We start from the raw sequence: 15883 nt of genomic DNA, 5'->3' as shown, positions 1-15883 counted from the left end.
ACCCGCAAATCCGCGGATTTCACAGACCCAGCGTCGATTTCACCGCCCCGTCCACAACCCCGGCCAGCAGAGCATCTTCGTCCCCGCTGCAGCCGTCACGCAGCGCGGTCAGAAATGCCTCGCGCAGTTTTGCTTTGTCTTCGTCCGAGGACGCGTGATCCTCGATGTTGATCTGACGATTGTAAAGCGACAAGGCCGTCATCTTGCCGACCACATCCAGAACATACGCGTCATCCCCGTTCGCCTCTTCGATGACCGAGGCGCAGGTATGATACATCACCGGCAGCGCCTGCTGCACCATCTGATCGGCTTCTTCATCGGCCAGCGCCAGGCCGGGTACCGCGATCAACGCGGCGCAGGTGAGCCGTGCAAGCTTGTCAATACGCATTCCGTTCCCTCCCGGCTACTCCTTGTTGGCCCCGATGATGGCCCCGACGACAGCCCCCGCCGCAGCCCCCTTGCCGTCACCGATCAGCGCGCCGACACCGGCCCCGATCAGCGCACCTTTGAGGGCATCTTCCTGTTTTTTCTTGTCAGCCACCGCCTGCCCCGCTGTCACCAGCGCCAATGACAAGGCCATCGCAAAAGAAAATTTGCCAATACCAATATTGAAAGCCGTCATGCGACCGCCCTCCTCTTACAAAATCCAGCGAATATCTTGTATTAGGGCCAGCCTAACGCGGGCCGGGCGTTGTGACAACAAGCCGGTGGCGGCTCAGATCTCCTCGACCGACATTACCCCTTCCAGCGACTTGAGCGCGCCCTTGATCTGCGGGTTGATGGGGAACTCGCGACCCAGATCCATTTCGACATCGCCGGGCAAGCCCGGATCAAGCAGCAGCAACTGGATCGGCCCGCGCGAGGCGCCCTTGGCCACACCCGCCGCGTCCTCCAGCACCTTGGCGACGGTGGGCAGGGCCTGCGCTTCGTCCACAAAGATTCGCAGACCGGTGGCCCCGGCATCGGCCACGACGGAATCGACCGGCCCCACCGAACGGCCCAGCAGTTTGAGCTGGTCGGCCTCCATCGTCGCTTCGACGGTCAGCACCACTTGCGCGCCGGTCTCCAGGAACTCGCGCGACTTTTCCAGCGTTTCCGAGAACAGCGTGACCTCATAAGCCCCGGTCGGGTCGGAAAGCTGGGCAAAGGCGAACCGGTTGCCACGCGCCGATTTCCGTTCCTGCCGTCCGGCGACGACACCAGCCATCTTGGCGATCAGCGGGGCGGAGTGGGCATTTTCCATCACCTCATCCAGCGTTTGCACCTGCTTGCGTTTCAATGCGGGCATGTAGTCATCCAGCGGGTGGCCCGAGAGGTAGAAACCGATGGCTTTGAACTCTTCGCTCAACCGCTCGGCCGGCAGCCAGTCGGGCGTCGGTGCAAGGCGAGGTTCGGGCAGGTCGTCGCCGGCCTCGCCAAACAGAGACACCTGGTTCGAGTTCTTCTGCTCGTGAATCGCGGCCGAGTACTGGACCAGCGCCTCGAGGCTGTCGAAGACGCGGCGGCGGTTCTTGTCGAGTTCATCAAACGCCCCTGCCCGTGCCAGCATTTCCAGCGGGCGCTTGCCGACCTTTTTCAGGTCCACCCGACGGGCAAAATCGAACAGGTTGACGAAGAGTTTATCGTCGCGACCGGCGACCACGAGATTCATCGCCTCGACACCCACATTCTTGAGCGCGCCCAGCGCATAGACCAGTTCGCCGTTCACCACATCAAACGTCGACAGTGAGCGATTCACACAAGGTGGAACGTAAGGCAGGCCCAGCCCCTTGCGGACTTCTTCGAAGTAGACTGCCAGCTTGTCCGTCAGATGGATATCGCAGTTCATGACACCGGCCATGAATTCGACCGGATGGTTCGCCTTCAGCCAGCCGGTCTGATAGCTGACCACCGCATAGGCGGCAGCGTGGGATTTGTTGAAGCCGTAATTGGCGAATTTTTCCAGCAGGTCGAAGACTTCGCTGGCCTTCTTGGCATCCACGCCGTTCTCACCCGCGCCCTTTTCGAATTTCGGGCGCTCGGCGTCCATCGCCTCTTTGATCTTCTTACCCATCGCTCGGCGCAACAGGTCGGCGCCGCCGAGGCTGTACCCGGCCATCACCTGAGCGATCTGCATCACCTGTTCCTGATAGACAATGATGCCCTGCGTTTCCTCGAGGATATGGTCGATCAGAGGGTGCACGGATGTGATCTCGCGCAGGCCGTTCTTGACTTCGCAATAGGTCGGGATGTTCTCCATCGGGCCGGGGCGGTAGAGCGCCACAAGGGCCACGATATCCTCGATGCAGGTTGGCTTCATGCGTTTGAGCGCATCCATCATGCCGGTGGATTCCACCTGGAACACCGCCACAGTCTTGGCAGCCGAGTAGAGCTTGTACGTCGCCTCATCGTCCAGCGGGATGGCGTTGATCTGGTTTTCGGCTCCTTCGGCGGGTTCGTAGAGTTCGGTGCCATCAGCCGCCACATGCAGCGGACGCCCGGATTTGAAGATCAAATCCATCGCATTCTGGATCACGGTCAGCGTCTTCAGGCCCAGAAAGTCGAACTTCACCAGCCCGGCCTGTTCCACCCATTTCATATTGAACTGGGTCGCGGGCATGTCCGAACGCGGGTCCTGATACAGAGGCACCAGCGCGTCCAGTGGACGATCGCCAATCACAACCCCTGCCGCGTGAGTCGATGCGTTCCGCAGCAGCCCTTCGACCTGCTGGCCGTAGGTGAGCAGGCGGTCCACAACCTCTTCGTTGCGCGCCTCTTCCCGCAGGCGCGGTTCATCCTTCAGAGCCTTTTCGATGGAAACGGGCTTGACCCCTTCGACCGGGATCATCTTGGACAGGCGGTCCACCTGCCCGTAAGGCATCTGCAAAACCCGCCCGATATCGCGCACAGCCGCCTTCGACAGCAACGCACCAAAGGTAATGATCTGCCCTACCTTGTCGCGACCATATTTCTGCTGCACGTAACGGATCACCTCTTCGCGGCGGTCCATGCAAAAGTCGATATCGAAGTCGGGCATCGACACCCGCTCCGGGTTCAGGAACCGTTCGAACAGCAATGAATAGCGCAGCGGGTCAAGGTCGGTGATCGTCAGTGCATATGCGACCAGCGAGCCCGCACCGGACCCCCGCCCCGGTCCCACTGGGATGTCGTGATCCTTGGCCCACTGAATAAAGTCGGCGACGATCAGGAAGTAGCCGGGGAACCCCATCCCTTCGATGATGCCCAGTTCAAAATCCAGCCGCTCCTGATATTCCTCGGGCGTCACCGCATGGGGGATCACAGCCAGACGTTTCTGCAGACCCTCATTGGCGATGCGGCGCAGCTCGGCCACCTCGTCATCGGCAAATTTCGGCAGGATCGGGTCGCGGCGATAGGCCATGAACGCGCAGCGTCTGGCGATCTCGACGGTATTTTCGATGGCCTCAGGCAGGTCGGCAAACAGCGTCACCATTTCCTGCTGTGATTTGAAATAGTGCTGCGCGGTCAGGCGGCGGCGGCCGTCCTGCTGGTCGACATAGGCACCCTCGGCAATGCAGATCAGCGCGTCATGCGCCTCATACATGTCCGATGTCGGGAAAAAGACGTCGTTTGTCGCGACCAGAGGCAAGTCTTTGGCATAGGCCATCTCGACATGGCCACGCTCGGTCAGGCGCTCGGCCTCGGGCTGACCGTCCTCGCCCGGATGACGCTGCAGTTCAATGTACAGACGATCCGGGAACATCGCCGCCAAATGATCCACCAAAGCCTCGGCCGCCGGGCGTTGGCCCTGGTGCAACAACCGCCCGACAGGTCCGTCCGGCCCGCCGGTCAGGCAGATCAGGCCATCCGAGTGCTCGGCCAACTCTTCCAAGGTGACCTGCGGCAACTGCCCGCCCTTGTCCACATACAGACAGGAACTCAGCTTCATCAGGTTCTCATACCCGGCCTCGGATTGCGCCAGCAGCACCATCGGCGCAGGCGCTTTGGCTTTTTCGCCCGGCTGCGACTGCACATAGGCCAGATCCACCTGACACCCGATAATCGGCTGAATGCCCGCGCCACTGGCGGTGACGGAAAATTCCAGCGCCGAGAACATGCTGTTGGTGTCGGTCACCGCAACGGCGGGCATTTCCATCTTTTCACAAAGCCCCGGCAGCTTTTTCAGCCGCATGGCGCCTTCCAGCAGGGAATACTCGGTGTGAACGCGAAGGTGAATGAATCGGGGGATGCTGCTCATGAGCCCAAGCTAGCCCAGCTGTGCGCGGCGAGAAAGGTGGAACCGGCTTGTCGGGATGCCAAAAAGTGACAGAAGATTATTCGGAGAATCCAGAAGGTGCTTCGGGGCGCAAACGTACAAAATGCGGAAAAACTCCTAGCATTCATTGACTTATGTCAAAAACGGGCGAGACAAAATGTCGCCGGCCTTGATCCCGCCTTCGCCTCACGGGCAGTTTTCCTTGCCAGATCGCACCCGCTGTTTCTAACCTGATGTATGAATATAAGCCCGCGCCTCTTTCTACGTCGCATCGAAGGAGGGCAACTGGGGCCAACGGGGTAAGGCGACGGGTTTCACTTATGAACATCACGTTTCTTCTGAACGGAGAGACTGTAGAATTGGCGGATGTTCCGCCAACCGCAACGCTGCTGGACTGGCTGCGCGACGAGCAAGGGCTGACCGGCACCAAAGAGGGCTGCAACGAGGGCGATTGCGGCGCATGCACAGTCATGGTCACGGATGAGGACGGCGCCAAGGCGCTGAATTCCTGCATCCTGTTTCTACCGCAGCTGCACGGAAAGGCTGTGCGCACGGTCGAAGGGGCCAGCGGCCCAGACGGCCAAATGCACCCCGCGCAACAGGCCATGGTCGATCACCACGGATCGCAATGCGGCTTCTGCACGCCGGGCTTCGTGATGTCGATGGTGGCGAGTCATGCCGAAGGCGCGACCGATCACGACACGCAGCTGGCCGGGAACCTGTGCCGCTGCACCGGCTATGCGCCGATCATCCGCGCGGCTCAAGCGACAGAAAAACAGCCGGTGCCAGTCTGGGTTCAGGACAAACCTGTTGCAGCCGAAGCCACCTCGCCGATGATGCCCCGGTCGTCGGATGAACTGGCCGAGGTTTATGCCACCAATCCAGACGCGACACTGGTTGCGGGTGCGACGGATGTGGGTCTTTGGGTGACCAAGCAGTTGCGCGACCTGGACCCGGTAATCTTTCTGGCGGGCTGCGACGACCTGAAGCGGATTGAGATCACGGATTCTCACGTGCGCCTTGGCGCGATGGTGGACATGAACCGGATGGGCGCAGCACTTGCCGATCTGTACCCGTCCTATGCCGAAATGATCCGCCGCTATGCCAGCGTTCAGGTGCGCCATGCGGCCACCGTGGGCGGCAATATCGCCAACGGCTCGCCCATCGGCGACAACCCCCCGGCGCTGATCGCACTGGGCGCGACGCTGCACCTGCGCAAGGGCGACACCCGCCGCGACCTGCCACTGGAAGAGTTCTTCGTCGACTACGGTAAACAGGACCGCGCTGCGGGCGAATTCGTCGAAAGTGTCAGTTTTGCCCGTCAGCCGGACCGGTTGAAATGCTACAAGCTGAGCAAGCGGTTCGATCAGGATATTTCGGCCGTGTGCGGTTGTTTCAACATCACCGTTTCGGACGGAACCGTGACCGGGGCCCGCATCGCCTTTGGTGGCATGGCGGGTATCCCGAAACGCGCCAGCGAAGTCGAGGCGGCCTTGACCGGCCGGCCCTGGACACAGGCGAGCGTCAGGAACGCCCTGCCCGCTTTCGACGCCGACTTCACGCCGCTCACCGATATGCGCGCCTCGGCGGAATACCGGCTGGAATCCGCAAAGGCGATGCTGGAACGCTATTTCGCCGAGGATCAGGGCGAAGTGACCAATATTCTGGAGGTGACGGCATGAGCGTGACAAAACCTCTTCCCCACGACGCGGCGCCGCTGCATGTCGCAGGCACCGCACGCTATATCGATGACATTCCAACCCCCAAGAGCGCACTGCATCTGGCCTTTGGCCTGAGCCCGATTGCCAGGGGCAGGATCTCAGCGATGAACCTCGACGCGGTAAAAAGCGCCCCCGGCGTCGTTCTGGTGATGACGGCCGATGACCTGCCCTTTGCCAACGATGTCTCGCCCTCGATCCATGACGAGCCACTGTTATCGGACGGCCCAGTGAATTATGTCGGCCAGCCGGTGTTTCTGGTGGTGGCCACCAGCCATCTGGCCGCGCGCAAGGCGGCGCGGCTGGGCAAGGTCGACTATGACGAGGAAACTCCGATCCTGACCGTTGACGAGGCGCTGGCCGCCGACAGCCGGTTCGAAGAAGGACCGCGCATATATGCCAAGGGCGATGCCGACGCGGCCATTGCCACTGCGGCGCATGTCATCGACGGCACTTTCGAGATGGGCGGGCAGGAGCATTTCTATCTGGAAGGTCAGGCGGCGCTGGCAGTGCCGAACGAGGGCGGCGACATGCTGGTGCACAGCTCTACCCAGCACCCGACCGAGATTCAGCACAAGGTGGCCGAGGCGCTGGGTGTTCCAATGCATGGCGTCAGGGTTGAAACCCGCCGTATGGGTGGTGGATTCGGCGGCAAGGAAAGCCAGGGCAACGCGCTGGCCGTGGCCTGCGCCGTGGCGGCCCGCGCCACCGGCAAGGCCTGCAAAATGCGATATGACCGCGATGACGACATGGTCATCACCGGCAAGCGCCACGCCTTCCGCATCTCGTATCGCGCGGGTTTTGACGAGCATGGCCACATTCAGGGCGTCTCGTTCCACCAATATGCCATCTGCGGTTGGGCGCAGGACCTGTCGCTGCCGGTGGCGGACCGGGCAATGCTGCATTCCGACAACGCCTATCTGCTGCCCACGGCGCGGATCGAAAGCCACCGGCTGAAGACCAACACCCAGTCCGCCACCGCCTATCGCGGCTTTGGCGGGCCGCAGGGTATGGTCGCGATCGAGCGGGTGATGGATCATGCCGCCCACGCGCTGGGAATCGACCCGGTCGAGTTGCGGCGCCGCAATTATTACGAGGCCGCGCATGCGCCGCGAATGGCTCCCGAGCACTTGCCAGAGCGCCCGCTGACCCCGGTTGATCCGCATGAAGACCTGACCAGTCTGGGCCGGGTGGAACAGGTGACCACCGCACCACCGGTCCGGCCGGTGGCGGAAGGCGGAAACACCACGCCCTATGGCATGGAGGTTACCGATTTCGAGCTGCACGGGATAACCGAACAATTGCTGAAATCCAGCGACTATGCCGCGCGCAAGACGGCGGTGGACAAGTGGAATGCCGAAAATCGGGTGGTCAAGAAGGGCATCGCCTTTTCGCCGGTGAAATTCGGTATCTCGTTCACGCTGACCCATCTCAATCAGGCGGGCGCGCTGGTGCATGTCTATCAGGACGGCTCGGTGCATCTGAACCACGGCGGCACCGAGATGGGACAGGGCCTGTTCCAGAAAGTGGCGCAGGTGGCGGCCAGCCGGTTCGGCATTCCGTTGGAGGCGATCAAGATCACCGCGACCGATACCGCGAAGGTGCCCAACACTTCGGCCACGGCTGCCTCGTCGGGCAGCGATCTGAACGGCATGGCGGTCAAGGCGGCCTGCGACACCATTCGCGACCGGATGTCCGATTTCCTGGCCGAGCGGCATCAGGCTGATCCGCAAACGGTGAAATTCGCCGATGATCATGCCGAGGTGGGCGAGGCGCGCTATACCTTCGCCGAGGCCGCGGCGCTGGCCTATCAGGGCCGCATCAGCCTTTCGGCCACCGGATTCTACAAGACCCCCAAGATCGAATGGGACCGGATCAAGGGCCATGGGCGGCCATTCTATTACTTTGCCTATGGCGCGGCGATCACCGAAGTGGCGGTGGACACGCTGACCGGCGAGAACCGCATTCTTCGCACCGATATCCTGCATGATGCCGGGGCCTCGCTGAACCCGGCGCTGGATGTGGGGCAGGTCGAGGGCGGCTATGTGCAGGGCGCGGGCTGGCTGACGACCGAGGAACTGGTCTGGGACGGCAAGGGGCGGCTAACGACGCATGCGCCGTCGACCTACAAGATCCCCGCCTGCTCGGACCGGCCCGACATTTTCAATGTCGCGCTCTGGGACGGGCAGAACCGCGAGGACACGATCTATCGCTCGAAAGCGGTGGGCGAGCCGCCCTTCATGCTGGGCATCTCGGCATGGCTGGCTCTGTCGAATGCGGTGGCGGCCTGCGGCGGCGCCTATCCGGCACTGGATGCGCCCGCCACGGCGGAGGAGGTCTGGCGCGGAGTTCGGAGGGTGCGCGATGGGATTTGATCGGGAGGCTTTGAGGGAGGCGGTCAAGACTCACGGGCGCGTGGTGCGGGTCGTCATTGCCGCGATCAAGGGATCGTCCCCGCGCGAAGTGGGCGCGGCGATGCTGGTCTGGGACGGCGGACAGTCGGGCACCATCGGCGGCGGAACGCTGGAGTTCGAGGCGGCCGAGGCCGCGCGGTGTCAGGACGTTGCCGTGCGACTTAGCCACCACGCTTTGGGTCCCAATCTGGGCCAATGCTGCGGCGGTGCGGTATCGCTGGTGTCGGAGGTTCACGACGCCGCATCTGTGGCGCGACTGGAAGGCGACGTGATCGTCCGACAAGTGGCAGTGCCGTTTTCCGATGCGAAAATCAGAGCGGAGGCCTTGCAGGTTTCCGGGTTCCGCCCCCTGGCGGTCAAGCGCGTGTTGGCACGAGCGCGCGGTCAGGGCCTTCAGCCCGAGCCGCAGCTGGTCGACGGCTGGATGATCGAGCCGGTGCATCAACCGGCGCGCAAGCTGTGGATCTGGGGCGCGGGCCATGTGGGCCGGGCGCTGGTGGATGTTCTGTCGCCGCTGCCCGATCTGTCGATCACCTGGATTGATACAGGTCCCGAGCGTTTCCCCGAAATTATCCCGGCGGGCGTTACCCCGGTCCCCGCCGCCAAACCGGCGGAACTGGTGCGTCACGCGCCCATTGACGCCGAGCATCTGGTGTTGACTTATTCGCACAATCTGGATCTGGAGTTGTGCAACCATTTGCTTTCGCACGATTTCCGCTTTGCCGGGTTGATCGGTTCGGCTACCAAATGGGCACGGTTCAGATCACGGCTTGCCGCACTGGGCCATGCGCCCGAGCGGATTGGCCGGATCACCTGCCCGATTGGTGACCCGTCCTTGGGCAAACATCCGCAGATGATCGCGGTGGGTGTGGCGGCACGAATGCTGCGCCCCGCAATGCAGAACGATTTGAAGAAGGATCTGAGCGCGTGACCACACCACTTCTGAGTTTGCAGGGGCTGACCAAGGCCTATCCCGGCGTCGTGGCCAACGACACCGTCTCGTTCGATATCGGCGAGGGTGAGGTGCACGCGCTGCTGGGCGAAAACGGCGCGGGTAAATCCACGCTGGTGAAAATGATTTACGGGCTGGTGAAGCCGGACAGCGGCACCATGCTGTTGCGCGGTCAGACCTACGCCCCGCCCGAACCGCGCGCCGCGCGCGCCGACGGGATCGCAATGGTGTTTCAGCATTTTTCCTTGTTCGACGCGCTGAACGTGGCCGAGAACATCGCTTTGGGCATGGAAAACCCACCCGCGATGGGTGATCTGGCCTCGCGCATTCGCGAAGTTTCGGAAACCTATGGTCTACCGCTGGATCCTTTCCGGACGGTAGGCGATCTGTCCGCGGGCGAACGCCAAAGGGTCGAGATCATCCGATGCCTTCTGCAGGACCCAAAGCTGTTGATCATGGACGAGCCGACCAGTGTGTTGACGCCTCAGGAAGTCGATATCCTTTTCGAAACGCTGCAGAAATTGCGCTCGGAGGGCACGTCGATCCTCTATATCTCGCACAAGCTGGAAGAGATCCGCACGCTCTGCGATCATGCCACTATCCTGCGTCTGGGCAAGAATGTCGGCGAGTGTGTTCCGCGTGAGACCTCGGCCCGCGACATGGCGGAAATGATGGTCGGTTCGACCCTGCAGACGCCCCAGCGGTCCGGCCGCGAGTTCGGCGCCGTGGCGCTGGATATCAGCGGACTGAGCGTGCCGTCTCCCACCGAATTCGGCACTGCTCTGAAAAATCTGCACCTGACGGTGCGCAAGGGCGAAGTCCTGGGCATCGGCGGGGTCGCCGGCAACGGCCAGGACGAATTGCTGGGCGTGTTGTCGGGTGAGATTCTGGCCGACGCGGATGCGGTGAAGATGGCTGGCAAGCCGATCGGACGGAAGGGGCCAACGGCGCGCCGCGTCATGGGGCTGCTGACCGCGCCCGAGGAACGGCTGGGCCATGCGGCGGCGCCGGACATGAGCCTGACCGAAAACGCGCTGCTGACCGGATCGGTACGCGAGGCGTTGGAAAAAAACGGCTTTCTGAAATGGTCCGAGACCAGGGCCTTTGCCGAACGGATCATCGAGGCGTTCGACGTGCGCACACCGGGGCCGGACAACGCGGCCCGGTCACTGTCCGGCGGCAATCTGCAGAAATTTGTGATCGGCCGCGAAGTGCTGCAGAACCCAGAGGTTCTGGTGGTCAATCAGCCGACCTGGGGCGTCGATGCCGCCGCCGCAGCGGCAATCCGGCAGGCCATTCTCGACCTGGCGGCCAAGGGGGCCGCTGTGGTCTGCATCAGTCAGGATCTCGATGAGCTGATGGAAATTTCGGACAGCTTCGCTGCCCTGAACGAAGGCCGCCTGAGCGCCCCGCGCACGACCGTCGGCCTGACGGTGGACGAGATCGGCCTGATGATGGGCGGCGCCCACGGAATGGAGGTGGCCCATGTCTGAGGGGTTCGGCCGCCTCGGGCGGGAGTATTCACAAAATGATGAAGTCTACAGGGGGATGAGCGGATGATCGTGCTGGAGAAACGGCCACAGCCGTCACAGGCCTGGTCGATGGCGACACCGCTGGTTGCGGTGTTGGCGACAATGGTGTTCGGCGGGCTGTTGTTTGCAGCCCTCGGCAAGAACCCGGTCGAGGCGATCCGGACGATTTTCTGGGAGCCTCTGTTTGGCGAATTCGCCTTTTTCTACCGCCCGCAGCTGCTGGTAAAGGGCGCGCCGCTGGTGCTGATCGCGATCGGCCTTTCCCTGGGCTTTCGCGCCGGGATCTGGAACATCGGGGCCGAGGGTCAATATATCATGGGCGCCATTTTCGGCGCCGGTGCGGGGCTGGCCTTTTATCCGCTGGAAGCGTTCTACATCTTCCCGATCATGGTGATCGCGGGGGCGTTCGGCGGCTGGCTGTGGGCGAGCATCCCGGCCTTTCTCAAAGTTCGCTTTGGCACCAACGAAATCCTTGTCTCGCTGATGCTGGTCTATGTGGCCGAGCAGATGCTGGCCTCGGTCTCGCTGGGCTTGCTGAAAAACCCCGAAGGCTTTGGCTTTCCCGGCTCGCGCAACCTGCAATCCTATGCCAGCGCCCATAATGCCGAGATCTTTGCAGGATCGGGCATGCACTGGGGCGTCGTCGCGGCCTTTATCGCGGTGATCTTTGCCTATGTGCTGCTGAACCGTCACATGACCGGGTTCCACATCCGCCTGACCGGCGAAGCACCACGCGCGGCGAAATTCGCGGGCGTCAATCCGGCTCGGCTGATCCTGTTCTGTCTGGGCATGTCCGGCGCGCTGGCCGGGCTGGCGGGGCTGTTCGAGGTCTCCGGACCGTCCGGGCAGATCTCGATCGACTTCAACGTGGGCTACGGCTTTACTGCGATCATCGTGGCATTTCTGGGCCGCCTGCATCCAGTGGGTATCCTGCTGGCAGGTGGCCTGATGGCGCTGACCTATATCGGTGGCGAAATCGCCCAGGGCAGCCTAGGCCTGCCCGCCGCCGCGATCCAGGTGTTCCAGGGGATGCTGCTGTTCTTCCTGCTGGCGCTCGATCTTCTGACCAACTACCGCATCCGTGCGGCCCGCAAAGAGGTGGCCTGATCCATGGACCTGTCTGCAATCAATCCCGTCCTGCTGGTGGCCTCGCTGATGGTTGCTGCCACCCCTTTGCTGCTGGCCGCAATTGGTGAATTGGTGGTGGAAAAAGCCGGCGTTCTGAATCTTGGCGTCGAAGGCATGATGATCGTCGGCGCAATCTGTGGCTTTGCCATCTCGGTCGAGACCGGTTCGCCCTGGCTGGGCTTCATCGCTGCAGCCATCGGCGGCGCCATCCTGTCACTTTTGTTCGTGGTACTGACCCAGATTGCGCTGGCCAACCAGGTGGCCAGCGGACTGGCGTTGACGCTGTTCGGACTGGGCCTGAGCGCGCTGATGGGGCAGTCCTATGTCGGCATCAAGCCGCCACAGATGGGACGGCTGGACATTCCCGTCATCAGCGATCTGCCGGTCGTGGGCCCGATTCTGTTCAGCCATGACCTGATCCTCTATCTCGGCATCGCGTTGATCGCGGTGGTCTGGTACGTGCTGAAATACACCCGCGTTGGCCTGATCCTGCGTGCGGTAGGCGAAAACCACGATGCCGCCCATGCGCTGGGTTACAAGGTGATCCGCATCCGCATTCTGGCGATCATGTTCGGCGGCGCCTGCGCCGGTCTGGGCGGGGCTTATATCAGCCTGATCCGCGTGCCGCAGTGGACCGAAGGTATGACCGCGGGCGTCGGCTGGATCGCGCTGGCGCTGGTGGTCTTTGCCAGCTGGAAACCGTGGCGCGTTCTGCTGGGCGCCTATCTGTTCGGCGGCGTGACCGTGGTACAGCTGAACCTGCAGGCGGCGGGCGTTGCCATCCCGGTCGAGTATCTGGCAATGTCGCCCTACATCATCACGATCCTTGTGCTTGTGATCCTTTCGGCTGACAAAAGCAGCGCGCCTGCTTCGCTTGGCCGGACCTTCCATGCCACACACTAAGAGTGGCCAACTGAACCAACTTGGGGAGAAACCACATGAAAATCACATCACTTCTGGCAACTGCCGCAATGGCGATTGGTCTGGCGACCGGCGCCATGGCGCAGGACAAAACCAAGGTCGGCTTCGTCTATGTCGGCCCGGTGGGCGACGGCGGCTGGACCTATGAACACGACAAAGGCCGTCAGGCGGTCGAGGCCGAGTTTGGCGATCAGGTCGAGACGGTGTTCGTCGAATCCGTGCCCGAAGGCCCCGACGCCGAGCGCGTGATGACCCAGATGGCACTGGAAGGGGCCGATCTGATCTTTACAACCTCGTTCGGCTACATGGACCCGACCATCAACGTGGCCAAGAAATTCCCGAACGTGAAATTCGAACACGCCACCGGCTACAAGACCGCGCCGAACGTCTCGGTCTATTCCGCCCGATTCTACGAAGGCCGCGCGGTTCAGGGCCATATCGCTGGCAGCATGACCGAGTCCAACGTCATCGGCTATATCGGTTCCTACCCGATCCCCGAAGTGATCCGGGGTATCAACTCGGCCTATATCCACGCCAAGAAGGTAAACCCCGATGTCGAGTTCAAGATCGTCTGGGCCTATACCTGGTTCGATCCGGCGAAAGAGGCGGACGCCGCCAAGGTTCTGATCGAACAGGGCGCCGACGTGATCCTGCAACACACCGACTCGACCGCGCCGCTGGCCGCCGCCCAGAACGCAGGCAACGTGATCGGCTTTGGCCAGGCCTCGGACATGTCCGAATACAAGGACGGCCCGCGTGTCTCGTCGATCATCGACAACTGGGCGCCTTACTACATCGCGCGCACCAAGGCGGTGATGGATGGCAACTGGGAAACCGTGAACACCTGGGACGGCATCGGAGCCGGAATGGTGGGCATCGGTGACATCACCGACCGCGTTCCAGCCGAGATCAAGGCCGAGGCCTTGGCATTGAAGGATTCGATTGCCGATGGCTCGTACCACCCGTTCACCGGCCCGCTGAAAAAGCAGGACGGCAGCGACTGGCTGGGCGAAGGCGAGACCGCCGATGACGGCACCCTGGCGGGCATGAACTTCTACGTCGAGGGCATCGAAGGCGACATTCCGCAATAACTTTCGGAACATGCCAAACATCAAGGCCCGCCGGAACCGGCGGGCCTTTTGTTGTTGACGGTGTCACAGGTGTTCCTTTGAGCGGGAAACGACCATATGGCCCCGCGCCCGGCTTCAATGCCCGCTCAAAACCAGCGTTTTCACCGGCAAAAGCAATACCTGAATACGCAGCAATATCGCGTGAACCAGCCCCACCGTGTCGACCACATGCAGATAGAGCCAGCGCCCGGTGCTCAGATCCTCGTCATGCAGTATATCGTGATTGTTGGTATAGGCGTTGGCCATGCAGTTCGATCCTGCGGGAATGCCTTCGGCCTGCCCGACATAGACCGGCTCCATGAACACGGTCACCGTGCCCGGGCGCGCGTTGTCCTGCGGATCGACCAGTTGATCCGATGGTCGGATCTGGCCAGAGGGCACAACGTCCTGCCTCCCGATGATGACCATCGGAATAACGGTGAACGGTTTGGCCAGACAGGCCATTTCCGCATACATGCCCGGCTTGATCACGCTTGCGCTGATCTGGGGGAACCCAGCGACATAGCGGTGGCGCTCCGTGAATTCCTCGGGCACCAGGATACCAGCGGGCCGCAGGATCGGGTTGATATAATCGCCGACCTGCAGGGCGAACTGTTCGACCGTGCCCGAGACGCCGGCATAGACAAATGTCTTGTCGAACTCGGCCTCGGCCTGTTCCAGCGCTGCCTCGGCACTTGCCTGCTGTGCCGGGATCAGGACTCGGATATTCTCTTCGACGGCCTGTTGCTGTGCCCGCGCGGCGGACAACTCACCCTCGCGGATGTCGACCAGGTTGGTGAAGCGTTCGACTTCCTGCACCCTGGCGGCGCTTGACCCGCGATTCAGCAATTCCTGCTCGCGCGCCAGATCGTCATTGGCCTGCTGCAGCGATGCCTCGGCCCGCGCCACGGAACCCATCGCGGCGGCCAGATCCGCTTGCGCCACGACTTCGGAGGCCTCGACCTCTTCCACCTTGCGCTTCGCGGTTTCGACCGCAGTCTTCTGGCTGGCATCGTCCAGACGGAACAGCAATGTCCCTGCCTCGACGAATTGGTTGTTTGCCACATGCACCTCGGACACGCGCCCGCCGGTTTCCGGCAGGATCGTCACCGTGCGGAAATATGACCTCACGCTAGTGGCAGAAGGATGGTAGAAAAACACAAGCGTTATCAAAGAGATCGTAAGAACAGCGCAAAGCGTGATGCCGTGCCGCAGTTCATACCACATGGAAAAGAATGTAATTTCGTGCCCCCAGCGCTTGCCCTGGCGATAGCGGCGATACAGATAATCCGGCAGGATCGTGACCAGCGAACAGATCAGAAGCTCAAACATCTCGCTGAGCCTCCTCTGTTTCGGGTTGGGTTTGCGGCTGCGGGTGGGACACGGCCCGTTCCGGGGCCACGTTGCCGGGAATCCGGCTGAGAATACCACTGAGCGAAGACGCCATCGATTGTAGCGGTGTCAGGAAGTCGGGCATCCGGAACGCCGCGATCAGAAGTGCGGCAACCCAGAAGATGTTGTTGTGCGTGAACAAAGCGATCAGGGCCAGAATGCCGATAACCTGGAATTGCGTATGATTGCCATGATGTGCCATCCGTTCGGGCAGGGCGTGCAGCGTGAAATACATCGCGCCGATGAACACGATCAGGCAGATGGTGAATACGGCAACGCCCACAAAAAGCGGGTCACTGCCGTCGGGTCCGGGCAAATAGCCGGGAATATGTGCGGTTGCGATCGGATGCAGTGCCTGACTGTCCAAGTCCTTCCCCCTTTAAATTGAACTTTTGGGCAGTATGCGGCGTGGCGGAGGTACAAGGCAAGTTTTCCTGCAAAATCTTAGCTCTTTCCCACCCGGCACGAGCATGCAATGGTCCG

12 protein-coding genes are annotated in these 15883 nt (G+C 61.9%); 7 read left to right on the top strand and 5 right to left on the bottom strand.

Going from position 1 to position 15883, the window contains the following annotated elements; genetic code table 11:
• Window positions 1–19: 19 nt before the first annotated feature.
• The 3 genes from ACR0AO_RS20975 to dnaE form a co-directional block, all read right to left on the bottom strand.
• Window positions 20–388 (bottom strand): hypothetical protein, encoded by a 369-nt coding sequence (locus tag ACR0AO_RS20975; protein WP_480608088.1) that lies wholly within the window; start codon window positions 386–388, stop codon window positions 20–22.
• 15 nt (window positions 389–403) lie between these two features.
• Window positions 404–622 (bottom strand): YMGG-like glycine zipper-containing protein, encoded by a 219-nt coding sequence (locus ACR0AO_RS20970; RefSeq protein WP_480608086.1) that lies wholly within the window; start codon window positions 620–622, stop codon window positions 404–406.
• A 93-nt stretch (window positions 623–715) separates the two neighbouring features.
• A complete protein-coding gene (dnaE, locus tag ACR0AO_RS20965) occupies window positions 716–4216 on the bottom strand; it encodes a DNA polymerase III subunit alpha (protein ID WP_480608083.1) in 3501 nt (1166 codons plus the stop codon).
• 338 nt (window positions 4217–4554) lie between these two features.
• Here dnaE and xdhA point away from each other — a divergent pair, with 338 nt between their 5' ends.
• The 7 genes from xdhA (at window position 4555) to ACR0AO_RS20930 (ending at window position 13990) form a co-directional block, all read left to right on the top strand.
• The gene (xdhA, locus tag ACR0AO_RS20960; protein ID WP_480608081.1) at window positions 4555–5916 is read left to right on the top strand and encodes a xanthine dehydrogenase small subunit; all 1362 of its coding nucleotides are present in this window, start codon (window positions 4555–4557) and stop codon (window positions 5914–5916) included.
• Window positions 5913–8327, top strand: a complete 2415-nt coding sequence (gene xdhB / locus ACR0AO_RS20955; RefSeq protein ID WP_480608078.1) for a xanthine dehydrogenase molybdopterin binding subunit — start codon at window positions 5913–5915, stop codon at window positions 8325–8327. Before xdhA ends, xdhB begins: the two co-directional genes overlap by 4 nt.
• Complete coding sequence (gene xdhC, locus ACR0AO_RS20950) at window positions 8317–9297, top strand: xanthine dehydrogenase accessory protein XdhC (RefSeq protein ID WP_480608075.1); 981 nt, start codon at window positions 8317–8319, stop codon at window positions 9295–9297. The genes xdhB and xdhC overlap by 11 nt, the downstream gene beginning before the upstream one ends.
• Window positions 9294–10811, top strand: a complete 1518-nt coding sequence (locus tag ACR0AO_RS20945) for an ABC transporter ATP-binding protein (RefSeq protein ID WP_480608072.1) — start codon at window positions 9294–9296, stop codon at window positions 10809–10811. The genes xdhC and ACR0AO_RS20945 overlap by 4 nt, the downstream gene beginning before the upstream one ends.
• Window positions 10812–10874: 63 nt before the next feature.
• Window positions 10875–11957 (top strand): ABC transporter permease, encoded by a 1083-nt coding sequence (locus tag ACR0AO_RS20940; RefSeq protein ID WP_480608069.1) that lies wholly within the window; start codon window positions 10875–10877, stop codon window positions 11955–11957.
• Window positions 11958–11960: 3 nt separating this feature from the next.
• Entirely contained in the window at window positions 11961–12881 is a 921-nt protein-coding gene (locus tag ACR0AO_RS20935) for an ABC transporter permease (RefSeq protein WP_480608066.1), read from the top strand.
• A gap of 35 nt (window positions 12882–12916) precedes the next feature.
• On the top strand, window positions 12917–13990 hold the full coding sequence (locus tag ACR0AO_RS20930; RefSeq protein WP_480608064.1) for a BMP family ABC transporter substrate-binding protein: 1074 nt from the start codon (window positions 12917–12919) through the stop codon (window positions 13988–13990).
• A 114-nt stretch (window positions 13991–14104) separates the two neighbouring features.
• On the opposite strand, the gene ACR0AO_RS20925 is transcribed toward ACR0AO_RS20930, so the two are convergent.
• Together ACR0AO_RS20925 and ACR0AO_RS20920 are read right to left on the bottom strand one after the other, a co-directional pair.
• Entirely contained in the window at window positions 14105–15340 is a 1236-nt protein-coding gene (locus ACR0AO_RS20925; RefSeq protein ID WP_480608061.1) for an HlyD family secretion protein, read from the bottom strand.
• Window positions 15333–15767 carry a hypothetical protein gene (locus tag ACR0AO_RS20920; RefSeq protein WP_480608059.1) on the bottom strand — a complete coding sequence of 145 codons (435 nt, stop codon included), beginning with the start codon at window positions 15765–15767 and terminating at the stop codon, window positions 15333–15335. The genes ACR0AO_RS20925 and ACR0AO_RS20920 overlap by 8 nt, the downstream gene beginning before the upstream one ends.
• Window positions 15768–15883 lie beyond the last annotated feature (116 nt).

The sequence above is a fragment of the Ruegeria sp. AF8 genome (assembly GCF_056541825.1).
This window is presented reverse-complemented; position numbering and strand designations above follow the sequence as displayed.